Origin of the sequence: Stutzerimonas kunmingensis (genome assembly GCF_032106285.1) — a bacterium.
Taxonomy (GTDB): Bacteria; Pseudomonadota; Gammaproteobacteria; order Pseudomonadales; family Pseudomonadaceae; genus Stutzerimonas; species Stutzerimonas kunmingensis_B.
This window is the reverse complement of the sequence record NZ_DAMCPO010000008.1, coordinates 1-15,397: the sequence shown is the minus strand read 5'-3', so window position 1 is coordinate 15,397 and position 15,397 is coordinate 1. Positions and strand designations below refer to the sequence as shown.

At 56.9% G+C, this 15,397-nt stretch carries 15 protein-coding genes; 5 read left to right on the top strand and 10 right to left on the bottom strand.

The genetic code is table 11. From position 1 onward, the window contains the following. Nucleotides 1–54: 54 nt before the first annotated feature. The 4 genes from RT582_RS08385 to RT582_RS08370 all read left to right on the top strand — a co-directional run bounded on the left by RT582_RS08385 (nt 55) and on the right by RT582_RS08370 (nt 5,850). Complete coding sequence (locus tag RT582_RS08385; protein WP_313477131.1) at nt 55–990, top strand: helix-turn-helix domain-containing protein; 936 nt, start codon at nt 55–57, stop codon at nt 988–990. Nucleotides 991–1,290: 300 nt separating this feature from the next. Then, on the top strand, nt 1,291–4,305 hold the full coding sequence (locus tag RT582_RS08380) for a Tn3 family transposase (RefSeq protein WP_313477130.1): 3,015 nt from the start codon (nt 1,291–1,293) through the stop codon (nt 4,303–4,305). After that, entirely contained in the window at nt 4,302–4,691 is a 390-nt protein-coding gene (gene tnpC / locus RT582_RS08375) for a Tn3 family transposase post-transcriptional regulator TnpC (RefSeq protein WP_096006324.1), read from the top strand. Before RT582_RS08380 ends, tnpC begins: the two co-directional genes overlap by 4 nt. A gap of 82 nt (nt 4,692–4,773) precedes the next feature. Beyond that, entirely contained in the window at nt 4,774–5,850 is a 1,077-nt protein-coding gene (locus RT582_RS08370; protein ID WP_313477129.1) for an ArsO family NAD(P)H-dependent flavin-containing monooxygenase, read from the top strand. A gap of 24 nt (nt 5,851–5,874) precedes the next feature. On the opposite strand, the gene arsJ is transcribed toward RT582_RS08370, so the two are convergent. Genes arsJ through RT582_RS08330 form a run of 8 tightly spaced genes read right to left on the bottom strand, consistent with a single transcriptional unit; the run spans nt 5,875 to nt 11,751 of the window. Then, nucleotides 5,875–7,095, bottom strand: coding sequence for an organoarsenical effux MFS transporter ArsJ (gene arsJ / locus RT582_RS08365; protein ID WP_313477128.1), 1,221 nt, complete (start codon nt 7,093–7,095; stop codon nt 5,875–5,877). A 21-nt stretch (nt 7,096–7,116) separates the two neighbouring features. Further along, nucleotides 7,117–8,121, bottom strand: a complete 1,005-nt coding sequence (locus RT582_RS08360; protein ID WP_313477127.1) for an ArsJ-associated glyceraldehyde-3-phosphate dehydrogenase — start codon at nt 8,119–8,121, stop codon at nt 7,117–7,119. A 35-nt stretch (nt 8,122–8,156) separates the two neighbouring features. Beyond that, nucleotides 8,157–8,663 (bottom strand): cyclin-dependent kinase inhibitor 3 family protein, encoded by a 507-nt coding sequence (locus tag RT582_RS08355; RefSeq protein WP_034073042.1) that lies wholly within the window; start codon nt 8,661–8,663, stop codon nt 8,157–8,159. A gap of 14 nt (nt 8,664–8,677) precedes the next feature. Continuing rightward, nucleotides 8,678–9,394 (bottom strand): arsenical resistance protein ArsH, encoded by a 717-nt coding sequence (gene arsH, locus RT582_RS08350; protein ID WP_313477126.1) that lies wholly within the window; start codon nt 9,392–9,394, stop codon nt 8,678–8,680. 4 nt (nt 9,395–9,398) lie between these two features. Then, entirely contained in the window at nt 9,399–10,460 is a 1,062-nt protein-coding gene (arsB, locus tag RT582_RS08345; protein ID WP_313477125.1) for an ACR3 family arsenite efflux transporter, read from the bottom strand. 16 nt (nt 10,461–10,476) lie between these two features. Next, nucleotides 10,477–10,944, bottom strand: coding sequence for an arsenate reductase ArsC (locus RT582_RS08340; protein WP_313477124.1), 468 nt, complete (start codon nt 10,942–10,944; stop codon nt 10,477–10,479). A gap of 29 nt (nt 10,945–10,973) precedes the next feature. Beyond that, on the bottom strand, nt 10,974–11,330 hold the full coding sequence (locus tag RT582_RS08335) for a metalloregulator ArsR/SmtB family transcription factor (RefSeq protein WP_165671521.1): 357 nt from the start codon (nt 11,328–11,330) through the stop codon (nt 10,974–10,976). A 7-nt stretch (nt 11,331–11,337) separates the two neighbouring features. After that, nucleotides 11,338–11,751, bottom strand: a complete 414-nt coding sequence (locus tag RT582_RS08330) for an arsenate reductase ArsC (protein ID WP_204149530.1) — start codon at nt 11,749–11,751, stop codon at nt 11,338–11,340. A gap of 267 nt (nt 11,752–12,018) precedes the next feature. Between RT582_RS08330 and RT582_RS08325 the strand changes: the two genes are divergently transcribed. After that, the gene (locus RT582_RS08325; RefSeq protein ID WP_096006318.1) at nt 12,019–12,291 is read left to right on the top strand and encodes a hypothetical protein; all 273 of its coding nucleotides are present in this window, start codon (nt 12,019–12,021) and stop codon (nt 12,289–12,291) included. Nucleotides 12,292–13,231: 940 nt separating this feature from the next. On the opposite strand, the gene RT582_RS08320 is transcribed toward RT582_RS08325, so the two are convergent. Continuing rightward, nucleotides 13,232–14,545, bottom strand: a complete 1,314-nt coding sequence (locus RT582_RS08320; RefSeq protein WP_096006317.1) for a three-Cys-motif partner protein TcmP — start codon at nt 14,543–14,545, stop codon at nt 13,232–13,234. A 20-nt stretch (nt 14,546–14,565) separates the two neighbouring features. After that, the gene (locus tag RT582_RS08315) at nt 14,566–15,309 is read right to left on the bottom strand and encodes a phage Gp37/Gp68 family protein (RefSeq protein ID WP_096006316.1); all 744 of its coding nucleotides are present in this window, start codon (nt 15,307–15,309) and stop codon (nt 14,566–14,568) included. Nucleotides 15,310–15,397 lie beyond the last annotated feature (88 nt).

The following is a 15,397-nucleotide window of genomic DNA, read 5'->3' as shown; positions in this document are numbered from 1 at the left end:
TAGGACGATTAGTGCATTTTTCCGCGCCGGATACCGGCACCACGGCAGGAATTCATGAGCAAACGCATTCCCAACTACGCCTTGTACGGCCAGGCTGCATTGCCCGTATGGCAGGACCTGTTGCATCTGGAATGGATCAACGAACGCGGCGACATGCATCAGCGCGAAATCAAGCCGCATCAGCATGACTCACTGTTGCAGATCGTCTATGTACGAAGTGGCGAGGGCGAAGTTTCCCTGGAGAACAGCCGCATGGGCTTCCGTGCGCCGTGCCTGATCCTGCTGCCGCAGCGCACCGTGCATGCCTTTCGCTACAGTCCCGAAACCGACGGGCCGGTCATCACGGCAGCACAGCGACCGCTGGAGTCGATGGCGCGGATTTTGTCCAGCGACCTGCTGGCCTTGATGCAACGCCCGGCAGTGGTGCCGCTGCCGTGGGATGCAGACGGCGAAGAGCCGATATGGCCGCTGATCCAGCTGATCCAGGCGGAAGCGCACAGTCAGGAACGCGGCAATGTCGCCGCAGGGCACGCATTGTTGCTCGCGCTGCTCGTACATGTCGTCCGGCTGGAACAGCCAGTGCCGATAGCTCGCCCAGCCAATGGCAGGCGGTCCCAGCTGCTGATTCAGTTTCGCGCGTTGGTCGACACGCATTTCAGACAGCATTGGCCGCTTGGTCTGTACGCCGAAGCGCTGGGAATCACGCCAGCCACACTGGGCCGAGCCACCCGCGAAGGTCTGGGTGAATCACCGACTGCGATCATCAACGAGCGAGTCGTTCGCGAAGCACAACGTCAGCTGGCGTATACCACGCTCGACATCCAGCAGATCGCCCGCGACCTGGGGTTCGACGACGCGGCATACTTCAGCCGTTTCTTTCGGAAGCAGACCGGACTCAAACCCAGCGAATTTCGCTCGACGTTTCGAAATGCGGAAACTAATCAGCCGAACAGCCAGCATGCGCAGGCAAAGGATTCACCTGAGAGCTGAAGCGCTTTGGAGATATTGAGGCGAAAAGCTGGAGGTGATCTGGTGGTGGGCAACGCCTAAGGCGCAAGGTAGTGTTTCGCATAATCTATATTATGTTAAATTGAGTTTGTGGTAATGGCCGTGCTTGCCATCGCCACCTTCTGGTCCTTTCCCTCTCTGGTATTGGGGTCATGCCGAGATAAGGAGAAAATTCATTCATTTGGTCTGTAGAGTTATGTTTTTAAAGGATATTTTCTACAGAAAAGGCTGTTTCAGATGCGTGGTCTATCTTTTCCAGTTGACTCAGGAAAGGAGTGATCCATGGCATCCCTCGAACGTACTGCCTATCCAGTTCTGTCGCGCTCGTATTCAAGGGCCGAGCTGCAGCGCGAATTCACATTTTCCGAGGAAGAAGTTACCTGGATCAAAAGTCGCGCCAATGCTGCATTCCGACTGAACCTCGCTGTTTTGTTCAAGACCTTCCAGGTACTCCGATACTTTCCAGAAATCGCTGAGGTACCTGAGCCAGTCGTTGATTTCATCCGTACTCAAATAGGCCTGCGCAGTAAGGTCGCCCTATCGCCCTACAAATGGATGCAGCTTTACCGTCATATGAACGCAGTGCGAGAGCGGCTCGGGGTGCAGCCGTTCTATGGCTCTGATGGTCAGGGCATTGCAGTCGCGCATGCGCAGTTGATGGCTCCTCTCCTCGAACAGCGTGCGGACATTATCAATGCGGTGATCGACGAACTACTGCGTCAAAATTATGAGCTGCCCGCCTACTCGACCCTGAACGACCTGGCGGAGCACGCGCGGGCAGACGCCCAGGACAAAATATTCAACCTGGTGGTAACCAGAACCCCAATCGAGGTGATCTACAAGCTGAAAGAACTGCTCGACACTGACTTCGGCCGACGCCAAAGCGACTTCAATGCCCTGAAGCAGGCGCCCAAGAAGCCGTCCCGCAAGCACTTGGAAGTACTGATCGATCACTTGGCCTGGCTGGAAAGCTTCGGGAATCTCGACGCTATATTTGAGGGCATCGTCGATACTAAGATCCGCCACTTCGCTGCCCAGGCAGCAGCATCGGACGTCTCCGAGCTGAAAGACTGCTCGCTACCGAAACGCTACACGCTGATGCTGGCTTTGATCTATCGCATGCGCGTGCGGACACGAGATCACCTGGCCGAGATGTTCATCCGACGGATTTCGACGATTCATAAACGCGCCAAGGAGGAGTTGGAGCAAATCCAGGCTAGGCAACGCCAGAAGCTGGAGCAGTTGGCGGCGACCCTGGACGGCGTGGTGCAGATTCTGGTTCAAGAACCGGATGATCAGGAGGCCGGCAGCCTGATTCGCGAATACCTCTCCCCCGATGGCAATCTGGATCGGTTGCGCGAGACTTGCGCCGAAGTTCAGGCTACCGGTGGTAACAACTACCTGCCGCTGATCTGGAAGCACTTCAGATCCCATCGATCGCTGTTGTTCCGCCTCAGCCACCTTCTTCAACTGGAGCCCACGACTCAGGATCGGTCGCTGATTCAGGCACTTCAATTGATCCAGGACAGCGAGAACCTACACCGAGAGTGGATCGACGAGCACGTTGACTTGTCGTTTGCGTCGGATCGCTGGGTCAAGGTCGTTCGCCGTCCTTCCAGTGAGGGACCACCGACCAACCGGCGCTATCTGGAGGTTTGCGTTTTCTCTTACCTGGCCAGCGAGCTGCGATCCGGCGACATGTGCGTGCAAGGGTCGGAATCCTTCGCCGACTATCGCAAGCAGTTGCTGCCCTGGGAAGAATGTCTCCAGCGACTACCGGCCTACTGCGAAAAAATGGGGATGCCTGGTACAGCGAAGGAGTTTGTTGCCTCTCTCAAGGCCCAGCTTGAGGAAACAGCGCAGCAACTAGACGAGAAATTCCCATCATGCCGAGGGGACGTATCGATCAACGAAACCGGCGAGCCGGTTCTCCGCCGAGTGACCGCTCGAGATATCCCGCCCTCGGCTATCTCGCTACAGACTGCGCTCATGCAGCGCATGCCGGCCAGACATGTGCTCGACATAATGGCCAACATCGAGCATTGGATTCAGTTCACTCGGCATTTCGGGCCTATGTCCGGTAACGAGCCGAAGCTCAAAGAACCTGCCGAGCGCTACCTGATGACGATCTTCGCCATGGGCTGCAACCTAGGCCCTAACCAAGCCGCGCGGCATCTGGCCGGTAATGTAACGCCACACATGCTGTCCTACACGAATCGCCGTCACCTCTCGCTGGAGAAGCTGGACAAGGCCAACCGCGAGTTGGTGGAACTCTACCTACAGCTTGACCTGCCCAAACTCTGGGGCGATGGCAAGGCAGTGGCCGCGGACGGTACGCAGTTCGACTTCTATGACGACAATCTGCTGGCCGGCTACCACTTCCGCTACCGCAAAATGGGGGCTGTGGCCTACCGGCATGTGGCCAACAACTACATCGCCGTGTTCCAGCACTTCATCCCGCCGGGTATCTGGGAGGCGATCTATGTGATCGAGGGGCTACTCAAAATAGACCTCAGCGTCGAACCCGATACGGTGTACTCGGACACCCAAGGGCAGTCGGCCACGGTGTTTGCCTTCACCCATCTGCTGGGCATCAACCTGATGCCGCGTATCCGCAACTGGCGCGACCTAGTGATGTGCCGGCCGGATCGCGGCGTATCATACAAGCACATCAACCGCCTGTTCACCGATACTGCCGACTGGCACCTGATCGAAACCCACTGGCAGGATCTGATGCAGGTCGCGCTATCAATCCAGGCCGGCAAAATTTCCTCGCCTATGCTGCTGCGAAAACTCGGTTCCTACAGCAGGCGCAACAAGCTCTACCACGCGGCACAGGCGCTCGGCAGCGTGATCCGCACGATATTCCTGCTCAACTGGATCGGTAGCCGCGAGCTGCGCCAGGAAGTCACGGCAAACACCAACAAGATCGAGTCCTACAACGGATTCTCCAAGTGGTTGTCCTTCGGCGGCGATGTGATTGCTGAGAACGATCCGGACGAGCAACAGAAGCGACTGCGCTACAACGACATGGTGGCCTCGTCGGTGATCCTGCAGAACACTGTGGACATGATGCGTATCCTGCAGAAACTGGCACGCGAGGGCTGGCAGTTTACTGATGAGGACGTGTCGTTCCTAAGTCCCTACCTGACCAGCAACGTCAAACGCTTCGGCGAGTTCAACCTCAAGCTCAATCGGCCACCGGAGCCTTGGATCAAGGATTCGGTGTTTCAACAAGCCGCCGGCTCGCTGCGTGTCAGCACGCCCCGCCAGGCCGATACCGAGTTGGCCCCATGATCAAAATTCCTCCCGCATCCTTTCACGTTACGCCGTGCGGCGAGGTGGACGCCGCCGCATTGGAGAAGCTACGCAACAGCTTCGATACGTCACAGCTACTCGGTTTGGTCGATCGACTCGACACTAGCCTGGCTGAGCTGGGTGGGATGATTGCTATACGCGACGAGTTGCTGAAGCTGCATACGATGGCCCAGGCGTTGGTCGAAGGCACTCTACCGCCAGTTACGACCGAGGAGTCCTCCGTCTGGGAGGTAGCCGAATCAGTGCTATTAGATCTCGAGACGTTGAGTTCCTGGGTTCGAACTGCTCAGATGATGATCGCTCCGTTGGTCGATCTGGTTCCAGAACATAGAGTAAATGAGTTGTCAGATCGCGAAGGCAACTGAGCAGGTAATTGCCTGAGATAGATCAGCGTTCAGGCTGACTCGGGCGATTACACTGCGCAATCGGTCTGTTTGGAGTCCCTCAGTGGAAGCTCGCCCTGAAAATAAGTGGGATGTAGTCATCATCGGCGGCGGCCAAGCCGCGTTGACCACCGCGTACTTTCTGCGGCGTACGGGGTTGTCGTTTGTGATGCTCGATGCCGAGGATGGCCCTGGCGGGGCTTGGCGTCATGGCTGGGACTCCTTGCGACTGTTCTCGCCGGCGACTTGGAGTTCGATTGCCGGCTGGATGATGCCGCCAGTTCAAGAGGGTTACCCGACGCGTGATCACGTCATCGACTACCTGACACGCTATGAGGCGCGTTACCAGTTCCCGGTCGAGCGATCAGTGCGAGTCACCTCGGTCGAACGCATCAATGGCGCGCTGCGCGTCCATGCCGAGCAAGGGCATTGGGATGCCAAGGCAGTGGTCAGTGCTACTGGTACCTGGAGCAATCCCCATATCCCCAACTATACGGGTACCGAGTTTTTCCGCGGCCAGCAGTTGCATTCGGCCCACTATGTCGAGGCCCAGCCGTTCGCAGGCAAACGGGTGCTGGTGGTAGGCGGTGGAAACTCCGGGGCACAGATCCTGGCAGAGGTCTCCAAAGTGGCCGATGCCACCTGGGTGACGCCCACCGAGCCGCTGTTTCTGCCCGATGATGTCGATGGTCGTGTGTTGTTCGAGCGAGCGACCGACCGCTGGAAAGCCCAGCAGGAAGGTCGCGTCATCGAACAACCAGTGGGCGGGCTGGGCGATGTGGTGATGGTACTGCCCGTGGTCGAAGCGCGTGAACGTGGCGTCTTGCACGCAGTTCGCCCCTTCACACGCTTCACCCGTAATGGTGTGGTTTGGCCCGATGGCACGGAGACCATGGTCGATGCAGTGATCTGGTGCACCGGCTTCAAACCCGCGTTGGGTCACCTGACCAACCTGGGGCTGATCAACGATGAGGGGCGAGTCGAGGTTGAGGGGACTCGCGCCGTCCACGAACCCAGGCTCTGGCTGGTGGGCTATGGCGAATGGACGGGATCGGCTTCAGCAACCCTGATCGGGGTGACCCGTACGGCACGTAGCACCGCAACCGAGATCGAACAGTTTTTGGCAACGGCGGAGGCCTGAGGGCCTCCGCTCTGAGCCGCTTGATCAGGCCTGCGGAGCCGCATCGAGGTGCCTGGGCAAGGCGATGGAAATCAGCGCAGCGGCCAGCACAAACGCACTGGAAACCCACAGGCAGGCCTCCAGACCATAAGCCTGGAATACCCAGCCCGAGAGTAACGTACCGATCAGTCGCCCCAGCGCGTTGGACATGTAGTAGAAGCCCACATCCAGCGACACGCCATCCTCCTTGGCGTAGCTGACGATCAAGTAGCTGTGCAGCGACGAGTTCACAGCGAACAGAACGCCGAACAGCATCAGCCCACCCAGCAGCACAACCTGAGGCGACAACCCCGCCGAAAGACCAAGGGCAATAGCCGCAGGTAAGCCAGCCAGCAGTGACGCCCAAACAAAAGCAGCTCGCCCATCGGGGACATGACCACGTTTTTTCCCGGTGATGTTCGGGGCGAACGACTGCACGATGCCGTAGCCGATGACCCAAGCCGCCAGGAAGCCGCCCACCAGCCAGAAGTCCCAGCCAAACACGGTGCTCAGGTAGACCGGCAAGGCCACCACGAACCACACATCACGGGCACCGAAGAGGAACAGCCGGGCCGCAGAGAGAATGTTGATCGCCCGGCTCTTGGAGAGGATGTCGCGGAACTTGGGCTTGGCTTTGGCCTTGCCCAGGTCTTTCTTCAGCAGGAACAGGCTAGCTATCCAGATCAGGGCCAGTACGGCGCCCATCGCCAGCACTGCGCCCGTGAACCCCATCAATGCCAGCAACGCACCGCCGAGGAAAAAGCCAACTCCTTTCAGCGCATTCTTCGAGCCAGTGAGGATCGCCACCCACTTGTAGAGCGTGCCTTGCTGGTTGTCAGGCACCAACAGCTTGATCGAACTCTTGGCGCTCATCTTGTTGAGGTCTTTGGCGATACCCGACATGGCCTGCGCGCCCATCACCCAAGGGATGGTTAGCCAGGCGACGGGCACAGTGAGCATCAACAACGCCACAACCTGTAGGCCCAAGCCAATGTTCATGGTGCGATTCAAGCCCAGCCGAGCCCCGAGATAGCCGCCGACCAGGTTGGTTATAACGCCGAAGATCTCGTAGAACAGGAACAGCGCAGCGATTTGCAGCGGCGTGTAGCCCAGCGTGTGGAAGTGCAGCACCACCAACATGCGCAGCGCACCGTCGGTGAGGGTAAAGGCCCAGTAATTGCCGGTGACCAGCAGATACTGGCGCACTTCCGGGGAAAGGGCTGACAACGCCTACATGATCGCTCCCTGTTAATCGGCCAAACCGACCAATTTGGCCAGCTCTACAGCACGGTTGGCGTATCCCCACTCGTTGTCGTACCAGGCGTAGATCTTCACCTGTGTATCATTCACCACCATGGTCGACAGCGCATCGATGATCGACGAGCGCGGATCGGTGCGGTAGTCGATGGAGACCAGGGGGCGCTCCTCGTAGCCGAGAATATTCTTCAGCGGGCCATAGGCGGCGGCTTTGAGCAGCGCATTGACCTCATCTGCAGAAGTGGCGCGCTCGACTTCGAACACACAGTCGGTGAGAGAAGCGTTTGCCAGCGGTACGCGCACGGCATGGCCATTCAGCTTGCCGCGCAGCTCGGGGAAGATCTCTGCGATGGCCGTGGCCGAACCCGTGGTAGTCGGGATCAGGCTCATGCCCGAGGCACGAGCACGACGCAGATCCTTATGCGGCTGGTCGAGGATGCTCTGGGTATTGGTCAGGTCGTGAATCGTAGTGATCGAGCCGTGGCGAATACCCAGGTTCTCGTGAATGACCTTGACCACAGGAGCTAGGCAGTTGGTGGTGCAGGACGCAGCGGTAACGATGCGATGCTGAGCGGGGTCGAACAAATGCTGGTTGACGCCCATGACCACATTCAGCGCACCTTTCTCCTTGACCGGCGCGCACACCACCACACGCTTCACCCCCTGATCCAAGTAGGCCTGCAGCACTGCAACGGTTTTCATCTTGCCGCTGGCTTCGATGACCAGATCGCAGCCCGACCAATCGGTGTCAGCAATCGCCTTATTGGCGGTGACCTTGATGCGCCTGCCACCGATCACGACATGATCACCCTCGGAACTGGCTTCGTTGTTCCAGCGGCCATGCACCGAATCGAAGTTGATCAGGTGGGCGTGAGTCGCTGCGTCACCTGCCGGATCGTTAATCTGCACGAACTCGAACTCTGGCCAGCTCCAGGCTGCACGCAGGGCGAGACGACCAATACGACCAAAACCGTTGATACCTACTTTGATGCTCATGTTTGTGTTCTCTCGGGGCGGCTAGCTGCGGGCAATTACGACTGGGCGGAGTCAAACTGGCTGATGTAGTGGGTATGCGCTGGGTGCTGAATCGCACGGGGGCGCAGCGCCTGCACTTCACTGACTGCCTCGCGCAATGGCACCCCGCACTCGATCAGCAGCTGTGCGGCAATCAGGCCGGTACGACCCGACCCGCCTTTGCAGTGAATGGCAATGTTCTTACCTTCCGTGAGCAACTGCTTGATCCGCTCGCGATTAACGTCCCACGCCGCCTGGAATCGCTCACCGGGCGCCTGATCGTCCTCCACCGGCAGGTGGAACCACTCGATGTCGCGCTGCTGACACTGCCCAGGCAGATTTTCGACTTCGTTCTGGGTCAGTTCTTCGGTGGGCATCAGGGTCAGCAAGGCTGAAGCACCGGCCTCTTTGAGAGTGTCCAGCGCCTCAGCGACCGATGTGTCTTTGGTACCAGGGCACGGCGTGAAGATCAGTTGGCCTTTGACCTGCTCGGAGGTCAACACGGAGTACGGATGCTGTTGCACGATCAAAAAATCCTTTAGATGGAACGTTGATTAACGCGTTTCGAGAGTTCTTCTGCCGATTCCTTTCGCTCGGAATAGCGGTCAACCAGGTAGTCGGAACGCTCACGCAGCAGCAGGGTGAACTTCACCAGCTCCTCCATCACGTCCACTACGCGGTCATAGAAAGCCGAGGGTTTCATCCGGCCAGTCTCATCGAACTCCAGGAAAGCCTTCGGGACAGACGATTGGTTCGGGATGGTGAACATGCGCATCCAGCGGCCAAGTACACGCAGTTGGTTGACCACGTTGAAGGATTGCGAGCCTCCACAGACTTGCATCACCGCTAGGGTTTTACCTTGAGTTGGGCGGACTGCACCCATGGCCAACGGAACCCAGTCGATCTGCGCCTTGAATACGGCAGTCATCGAGCCGTGACGCTCCGGCGAGCACCAGACTTGTCCTTCCGACCACTGCATCAACTCGCGCAGCTCCTGCACCTTGGTATGGCTATCTGGAGCATCGTCCGGCAGTGGCAGGCCAGATGGATTGAATATTCGAGTTTCGGCACCGAAGTGCTCCAGCAGGCGAGCGGCTTCCTCAGTCAGCAAGCGACTGAACGAACGTTCGCGGGTCGATCCGTAGAGCAGCAAGATGCGCGGCTTGTGCCTGACGGTAAGAGGGCCGCCGAGTTTGTCGAGGGTGGGCAGATCGACTAGTTGAGCATCGAGATTGGGGATGTGTTCTTCAGACATACGTCTACTCCTGAGCGAGTACTGCGCGAGGCTGGTCGAACCAGCGGCGCTTGAGCCACAGCGCCACCCAGACAAGGGCGATCAGCACCGGCACTTCCACCAGAGGGCCGATCACCGTGGCAAAGGCCACCGGCGAAGCCAGACCGAACGTGGCAATAGCCACAGCAATAGCCAGTTCGAAGTTGTTGCTGGCAGCGGTAAAGGCCAGCGCGGTAGTACGTGGGTAGTCAGCCTCCAACAGCTTGCCCATCCAGAAACTGATGAAGAACATCACCACGAAGTAAATGGTCAGCGGGATGGCGATGCGCAGCACATCCAGCGGCAGTTGCAGCACCATGTCGCCCTTGAGGCTGAACATCGCCACGATAGTCAGCAGCAAAGCGACCAGCGTCAGCGGGCTGATGCGGGGGATGAAACGCTGGTTGAACCACTCTTCGCCTTTGCGGCTGATCAGGAGCTTGCGCGTCATGAAACCAGCCAGAAACGGAATGCCGAGATAGATCAGTACGGACTCGGCGATGCTGACAAAGCTCACGTCGATCACGCTGCCCTGTAGTCCGAACAAAGGTGGCAGCAGGCCGAGGAAGATCCAGGCATACAGGCTGAAAAACACGATTTGGAAGATGCTATTGAACGCGACCAGGCCAGCAACGTACTGGTTATTACCCCCTGCGATCTGGTTCCACACCAGTACCATGGCAATGCAGCGCGCCAGGCCGATAAGGATCAGGCCTGTCATGTAATCGGGGTAATCGCGCAGGAAGATCACCGCCAGGGCGAACATCAGTACCGGGCCAATCACCCAGTTCTGGATCAGCGACAGCGCGAGAATGCGCTTGTCCTTGAACACCTCGGGTAGCTCTTCATACCTGACCTTGGCCAACGGCGGGTACATCATCACGATCAGGCCAATGGCGATCGGGATATTGGTCGAGCCTACCGACAAGCTGTTGAGCCTGGCCGGTAGGCCCTCGAACAGGCTGCCCAGGCTGACCCCAATGGCCATGGCGAGAAAGATCCAGATCGTCAGGTAGCGATCAAGAAATGAAAGGCGGCTTTTGCTCATCCTCATGCCTCCAGAGTTAGAGCGTACCGATCAAGGCCAGCTCAGCCTTGAGTTGCTCGGCATCCATCTGCAGCGGTAAAGCCAGGAAGGCTTCAACGCGGGTTTTAATCTGCTCCAGGGTGGCGGCAAAAGCGGCTTCGATCTCGTCCTCACTGCCCTGGTATTCCGATGGATCAGCCAGCCCCCAGTGAGCCTTGGTCGCCGGCCCAAAAAATACCGGGCAGGCTTCGCCGGCAGCCTTGTCGCAGACCGTGATCACGAAGTCAGGGGCTAGACTCTCGTGAATATCGCTGGATTTGCTGAAGAGCCCTGTAGTCGAGATACCTGCGCTCTCCAGCGTTTTCAGGCTTAGCGGATGCACTACACCTTTCGGCTGACTGCCGGCGCTGTAGGCTTTCATGCCAGCCGGTGCCAAGTGGTTGAACACAGCCTCGCAAAGAATGCTGCGGCAGCTGTTGGCGGTGCATAGAAACAAAATCTTCATCGAGCTATCTCGTAAAAGTAGAGTGCGGCTCAGCAGCAGGCAGCGAGCCGCTGCGGGCGGTCGCCCATCACATCGAGGCGTTTGGCATCCGGGCTGAGCCAATGCTGATTGGCATCCAGAGTGGTTTTCAGAACAGCGATCACCCAGTCCGGTAGGCTGGGGTGCAGGCGGTAATAGACCCACTGGCCTTGTCGGCGATCTTCCAGCAGACCGCAGTTGCGCAGTTGTGCTAGGTGGCGGGAAACCTTCGGCTGGCTTTCATCCAGCGCGCAGGTCAGCTCACAAACGCACAACTCATCCTCGCGGGTGATGAGCAGCATCAGGCGAACGCGGGTCTCGTCAGCCAGGCATTTGAATACGGTGGTCGGTGTCAGGTGGTCAGCCATAAAGGTCTCAACGTTTAGTTTTCACCAGCACGAACATCTTGATGCGCTCGTGTATCTCGTGAAGGGTGTGGCGGAATGCGTCGGGCTGGGTGCTGGTCACCGGGTCTTCAAAGTTCCACGCCAGTACCTCACCAGCACCTGGAAGGGCCTGGCACTCCAAAGACGACTTATCGCACAGTGTGATGACGTATTCGAAACGCTCGCCGGCAAACTCATCAATGGACTTGCTGCGCAGCCCCTCGGTGCTTACGCCAAGGTGCTCAAGCGCATCCAGGGTGCGCGGATCAACCTCACCAGGCTCAGTGCCGGCGCTGAATGCCTCGAAACGTTCGGAATCAGTGTGTCGCAGCAGCGCTTCAGCCAGTTGCGAGCGAGCAGCGTTAGCCACACAAACGAACAGCACGCGGGTCTTGTTAGACATTGCCAAATCTCGAATCGAATATGGTTTAGCAAATATATGTTTTATCGAATATACAGTAAAGCGAAAATCATCATCCGGTGCACGAGCTCCCCGGAAAGTGATGTCAATAGCTTGGTTTTGCTGGCTTCCTGCTGCCGTCAGACCGATATCGTGAGCTAGAAATACTCAGTAACATCTGCCTAATCACATATATGAATGTTGTAATCTTTTCGTCATCAGAAGAGCCTTAGGCTTCATCGCATCTCTAACCCAAGCAGGAACCTTGCGATGAAAAAAATGACTTTGACTGCAATGCTGTTAACCAGCCTGTTCGCCACCGCCGCCTTCGCCAGTCAGTACGACAAGCCTGGCTTTGTCACCGAAGTCGAAGATGGCCGCCTGTGGGTGTTCCGCGAAGGCTCTAAGGAACTGGAAGAATTCAAGAAAACCGGCGAGCCGGCCAAGCAGTTCACCGACATCGGTAGCGGCCCGAATGGCATGACGGTTAAATCTGCGGACGATCAGACCCTGAAGGACTACCTGCAATCGCTGAAGAAGTAAGCGGAACCAAGAGTCCGAGCGCCTGTCGCTCAGCGCCGCCTTCGGGCGGCTTTCTTTTATGCGTCCGGTTCGTGTTGTTCGCAGCTATGCCCCCTCAGGCCAGCAACTGGTTATTTGAAGCAACCGGTCTCGATGCCTCGTAGGTCTTTTCAGTCGCTTGGGTAATCTGCTCAAGCACGGGATCGCTTATGGTAGTCAACTAGCCCCGAAGCCAAGACCATAAGTGCCTATGATGCGTACTGTTGGGCCCATTAAACCTACAACCCCACCATGGCGGGATCGCCATCTACGATCACTCCCGCCAGCGCTCACGCAAGAGGATTCGCAGACTGATAGTGCTGGTCACAGAGTCACGCCCTCGATAATGGGTTCATCGTAGACATAGCAGACGCGCTGCCCGAGCCAGTCCTGAGGAAATGGCTGCTCCTGCCTAATCGTATCCTCGATGATGGTAACCATGACTTGCCGTGCGAGAGCCCGAAGATCTTGGCATCCAACAGCCTGCATAACCGACGCGGGCCCTGATAGGCCTCATTGAGGCTGGAGCGCAATACACCAAAACCCCTGAGTAAACAGGCCAGACCGCTTACCTGCTCGAAGCGGATCGGAGTCTCAGTGGCCAGGAATGACAGCCAGGGCATCAAGCACATCCCTGCGCAGAAAGCGCTGGAAGCCGACTTATCTGGACTAATAGCCTTCAAATTGGGCCAAAAAATCAGATTCTATAATCGCTCTATAATCACTTTATAATCGCCTATAAAGCTCATTCCAGAGTGCCCCGGCAGCCTGCAGATAGCGGCAGCCACACTGCGCTACTAAAGGTTGACCCGCCGCGCGCCACGAATGCTTGTGTTCGGGCCGAGGTTCAAGCTCCGTTGGTTAATCTTTAAGCAAACCATGAGCCGTGATCCGCCTTCGCGCGTGCGCACGTCGATTGCAATCAGCTTTCGGGCTTGGTCTTCTTCACCGGCGGCAGAAAAAACATTGGCCTCTGTGGAGGGGCAATCAGCGTGTCAGTGGATTTGATGCTTGTGCCTTTGCGGCGTTTCGTTTTTCCGTCCTTTCCGACCGCAAGCACATCACCTGTAGCGATCGCCATATCCAGAGCCTGCTTTACACGTAGCTCGTCGGCCATGGTGTAATTCGTCAGTCCGGTCATTAGTCCGCTGAACGGCTGCCGCTCACGATCATAAACCTGCCTGGGGAGGAGTTCTGAGAGCTCATCACGGATGCGATCGGCCGTTGCGTCATCAAAATGGTGTTCATCCAAAAGAAGATCAGGCTGCCCAGTTACGGCGATATCGCGATTGGCGTCATATCCGAAAAAACTGGACGGTGACAGCATATGGGAAAAATTATTGCCGTACTTCCAGTGAATTTTCTTCATTACATCGTTGGCACGGTAGTTGTTCGCCAGGTGGATAAACCAATAGGCCATCGGGTTGTTGCCAGCTGGACGGATGAAAAATACGGTCATGTACTCCGCGCCGCTTTCTTGTTTGATTCCCTCCGAAAGGAAGCGCTGAATGATGTATTGCCAATTTCGAGGCTGATGTGCCTTCAACTCCTTCAGCGTGCTCCATGGCACATGGTGATCTAAGCCGATATTGGAAATAGCTTTGCGGTTGGCCTGTCGGTCAGCAAGGTACGTAACCAGGAAGTCGACATTGAATGTAAGCAGAACCTCTGCACTGCTCAGATTCTGGAAAATCCATTTGATCTTGGGAAATGGTACGTCGCCGTATCCATACTGATCCAAGAGAAAAAGCACGCGTTCGCCTTTCCCGAAGAACTTGAGCTTTTGCGCAATGATTGGCAGGGCCTGGGTAAATTCGGCACTATGCAGGTGGACATCGCTACCCACTCGAGAGGCATGGCCGCGAGCGGCCAGTACAGCGTGCAGGCAAGCAATGTTTTCAGGTTTCACATCTACGAAATAATGCTGCGAGCGAATGGTGCGCGGCTTGATGCGACCCTGGTTGTTACGCACCTCTGATTCTTGAATGGCCTCCAGTGCAATTACTGGAGAGCCGAAGTGGGTGCCGCCAGCGCCGTCATGGTAGATGCCGCCGCCGCTGAAACCATCAACTATGGATAGCCCCAGCTCCGGCATCTGCTGATTCCGCATCAGAACATCAATGTAGGCCTGTATGTAATCATCAATAATCTGATGTTTGATCCTGCTGTGCGGATCAATGGTCGGGAAGGTCTGCGTTCCCCAATCCCAACGATACTTCTCTTCATCCTTGGCCATCTGCATTCCTTATTTTGGTATCAGGCGAGATTGAGTAGCGGAATTTCATCCCAGGTCTGGCCGTTCAGCAGCCGCCCGTTGGCCTTTTTCGAGCGTTTCACTCCATCAGAGCCCCAGCCGCCCCATTGCTTGAAGAAGAAGGCTGAGCCGAATGAATCGCATTGCTGGTGTATGTTATCCACCCATTCTTGTTTCATCGGCCGGGCTTTCGGCCCTGACTCACCACCAACGATCACCCAGTGAATCTCAGTCAGATCCAGCTCTCCCAAATCCTCCAACAGTGGCTCAACAGAGAGAAAGCGAATAGTGGCGTTTACACGGCGTAAACAGTCGATCCTTGGCACTCCATACTCGCGATCCTCAACAGACACCCCCAGCCAGGCATTGGCAGGCGGTGTCCGGCTGCCGAAGTATGTAGCTAGGCGCTCGGCACGCTTAGTGAGTATTTGGAATGTGTGCTGAGAGGCCTTCTGAATCACCTCGAAGACTTGATCGATGTAATCGTCTGGCACATGTTCATGGAACAGATCAGACATTGAGTTCACGAAGTAAATCGTCGGTTTCTTGCGCTGCAACGGCTCCTGAAGCTTCTCCGGTCGCAGACTCAAGCGAAAACCGTTTTCATATCCTGGCGTCCCCATCGCCTGCAGCCGGTGCGCCATGTTTTCGGCGTAGCAATGCTTGCAGCCTGGCGAAACTTTGGTACATCCCACCACGGGGTTCCAAGTCATTTCCGTCCATTCGATGCTTGTCTGTGTACTCATTGCACAGTCACTCCTGTCCTGCGTCGATATTAGGGAAGGTCTGAAGTAGCCCTGTATTTCCGGTCGACTTCAGCCCTCGCTGCTTTTG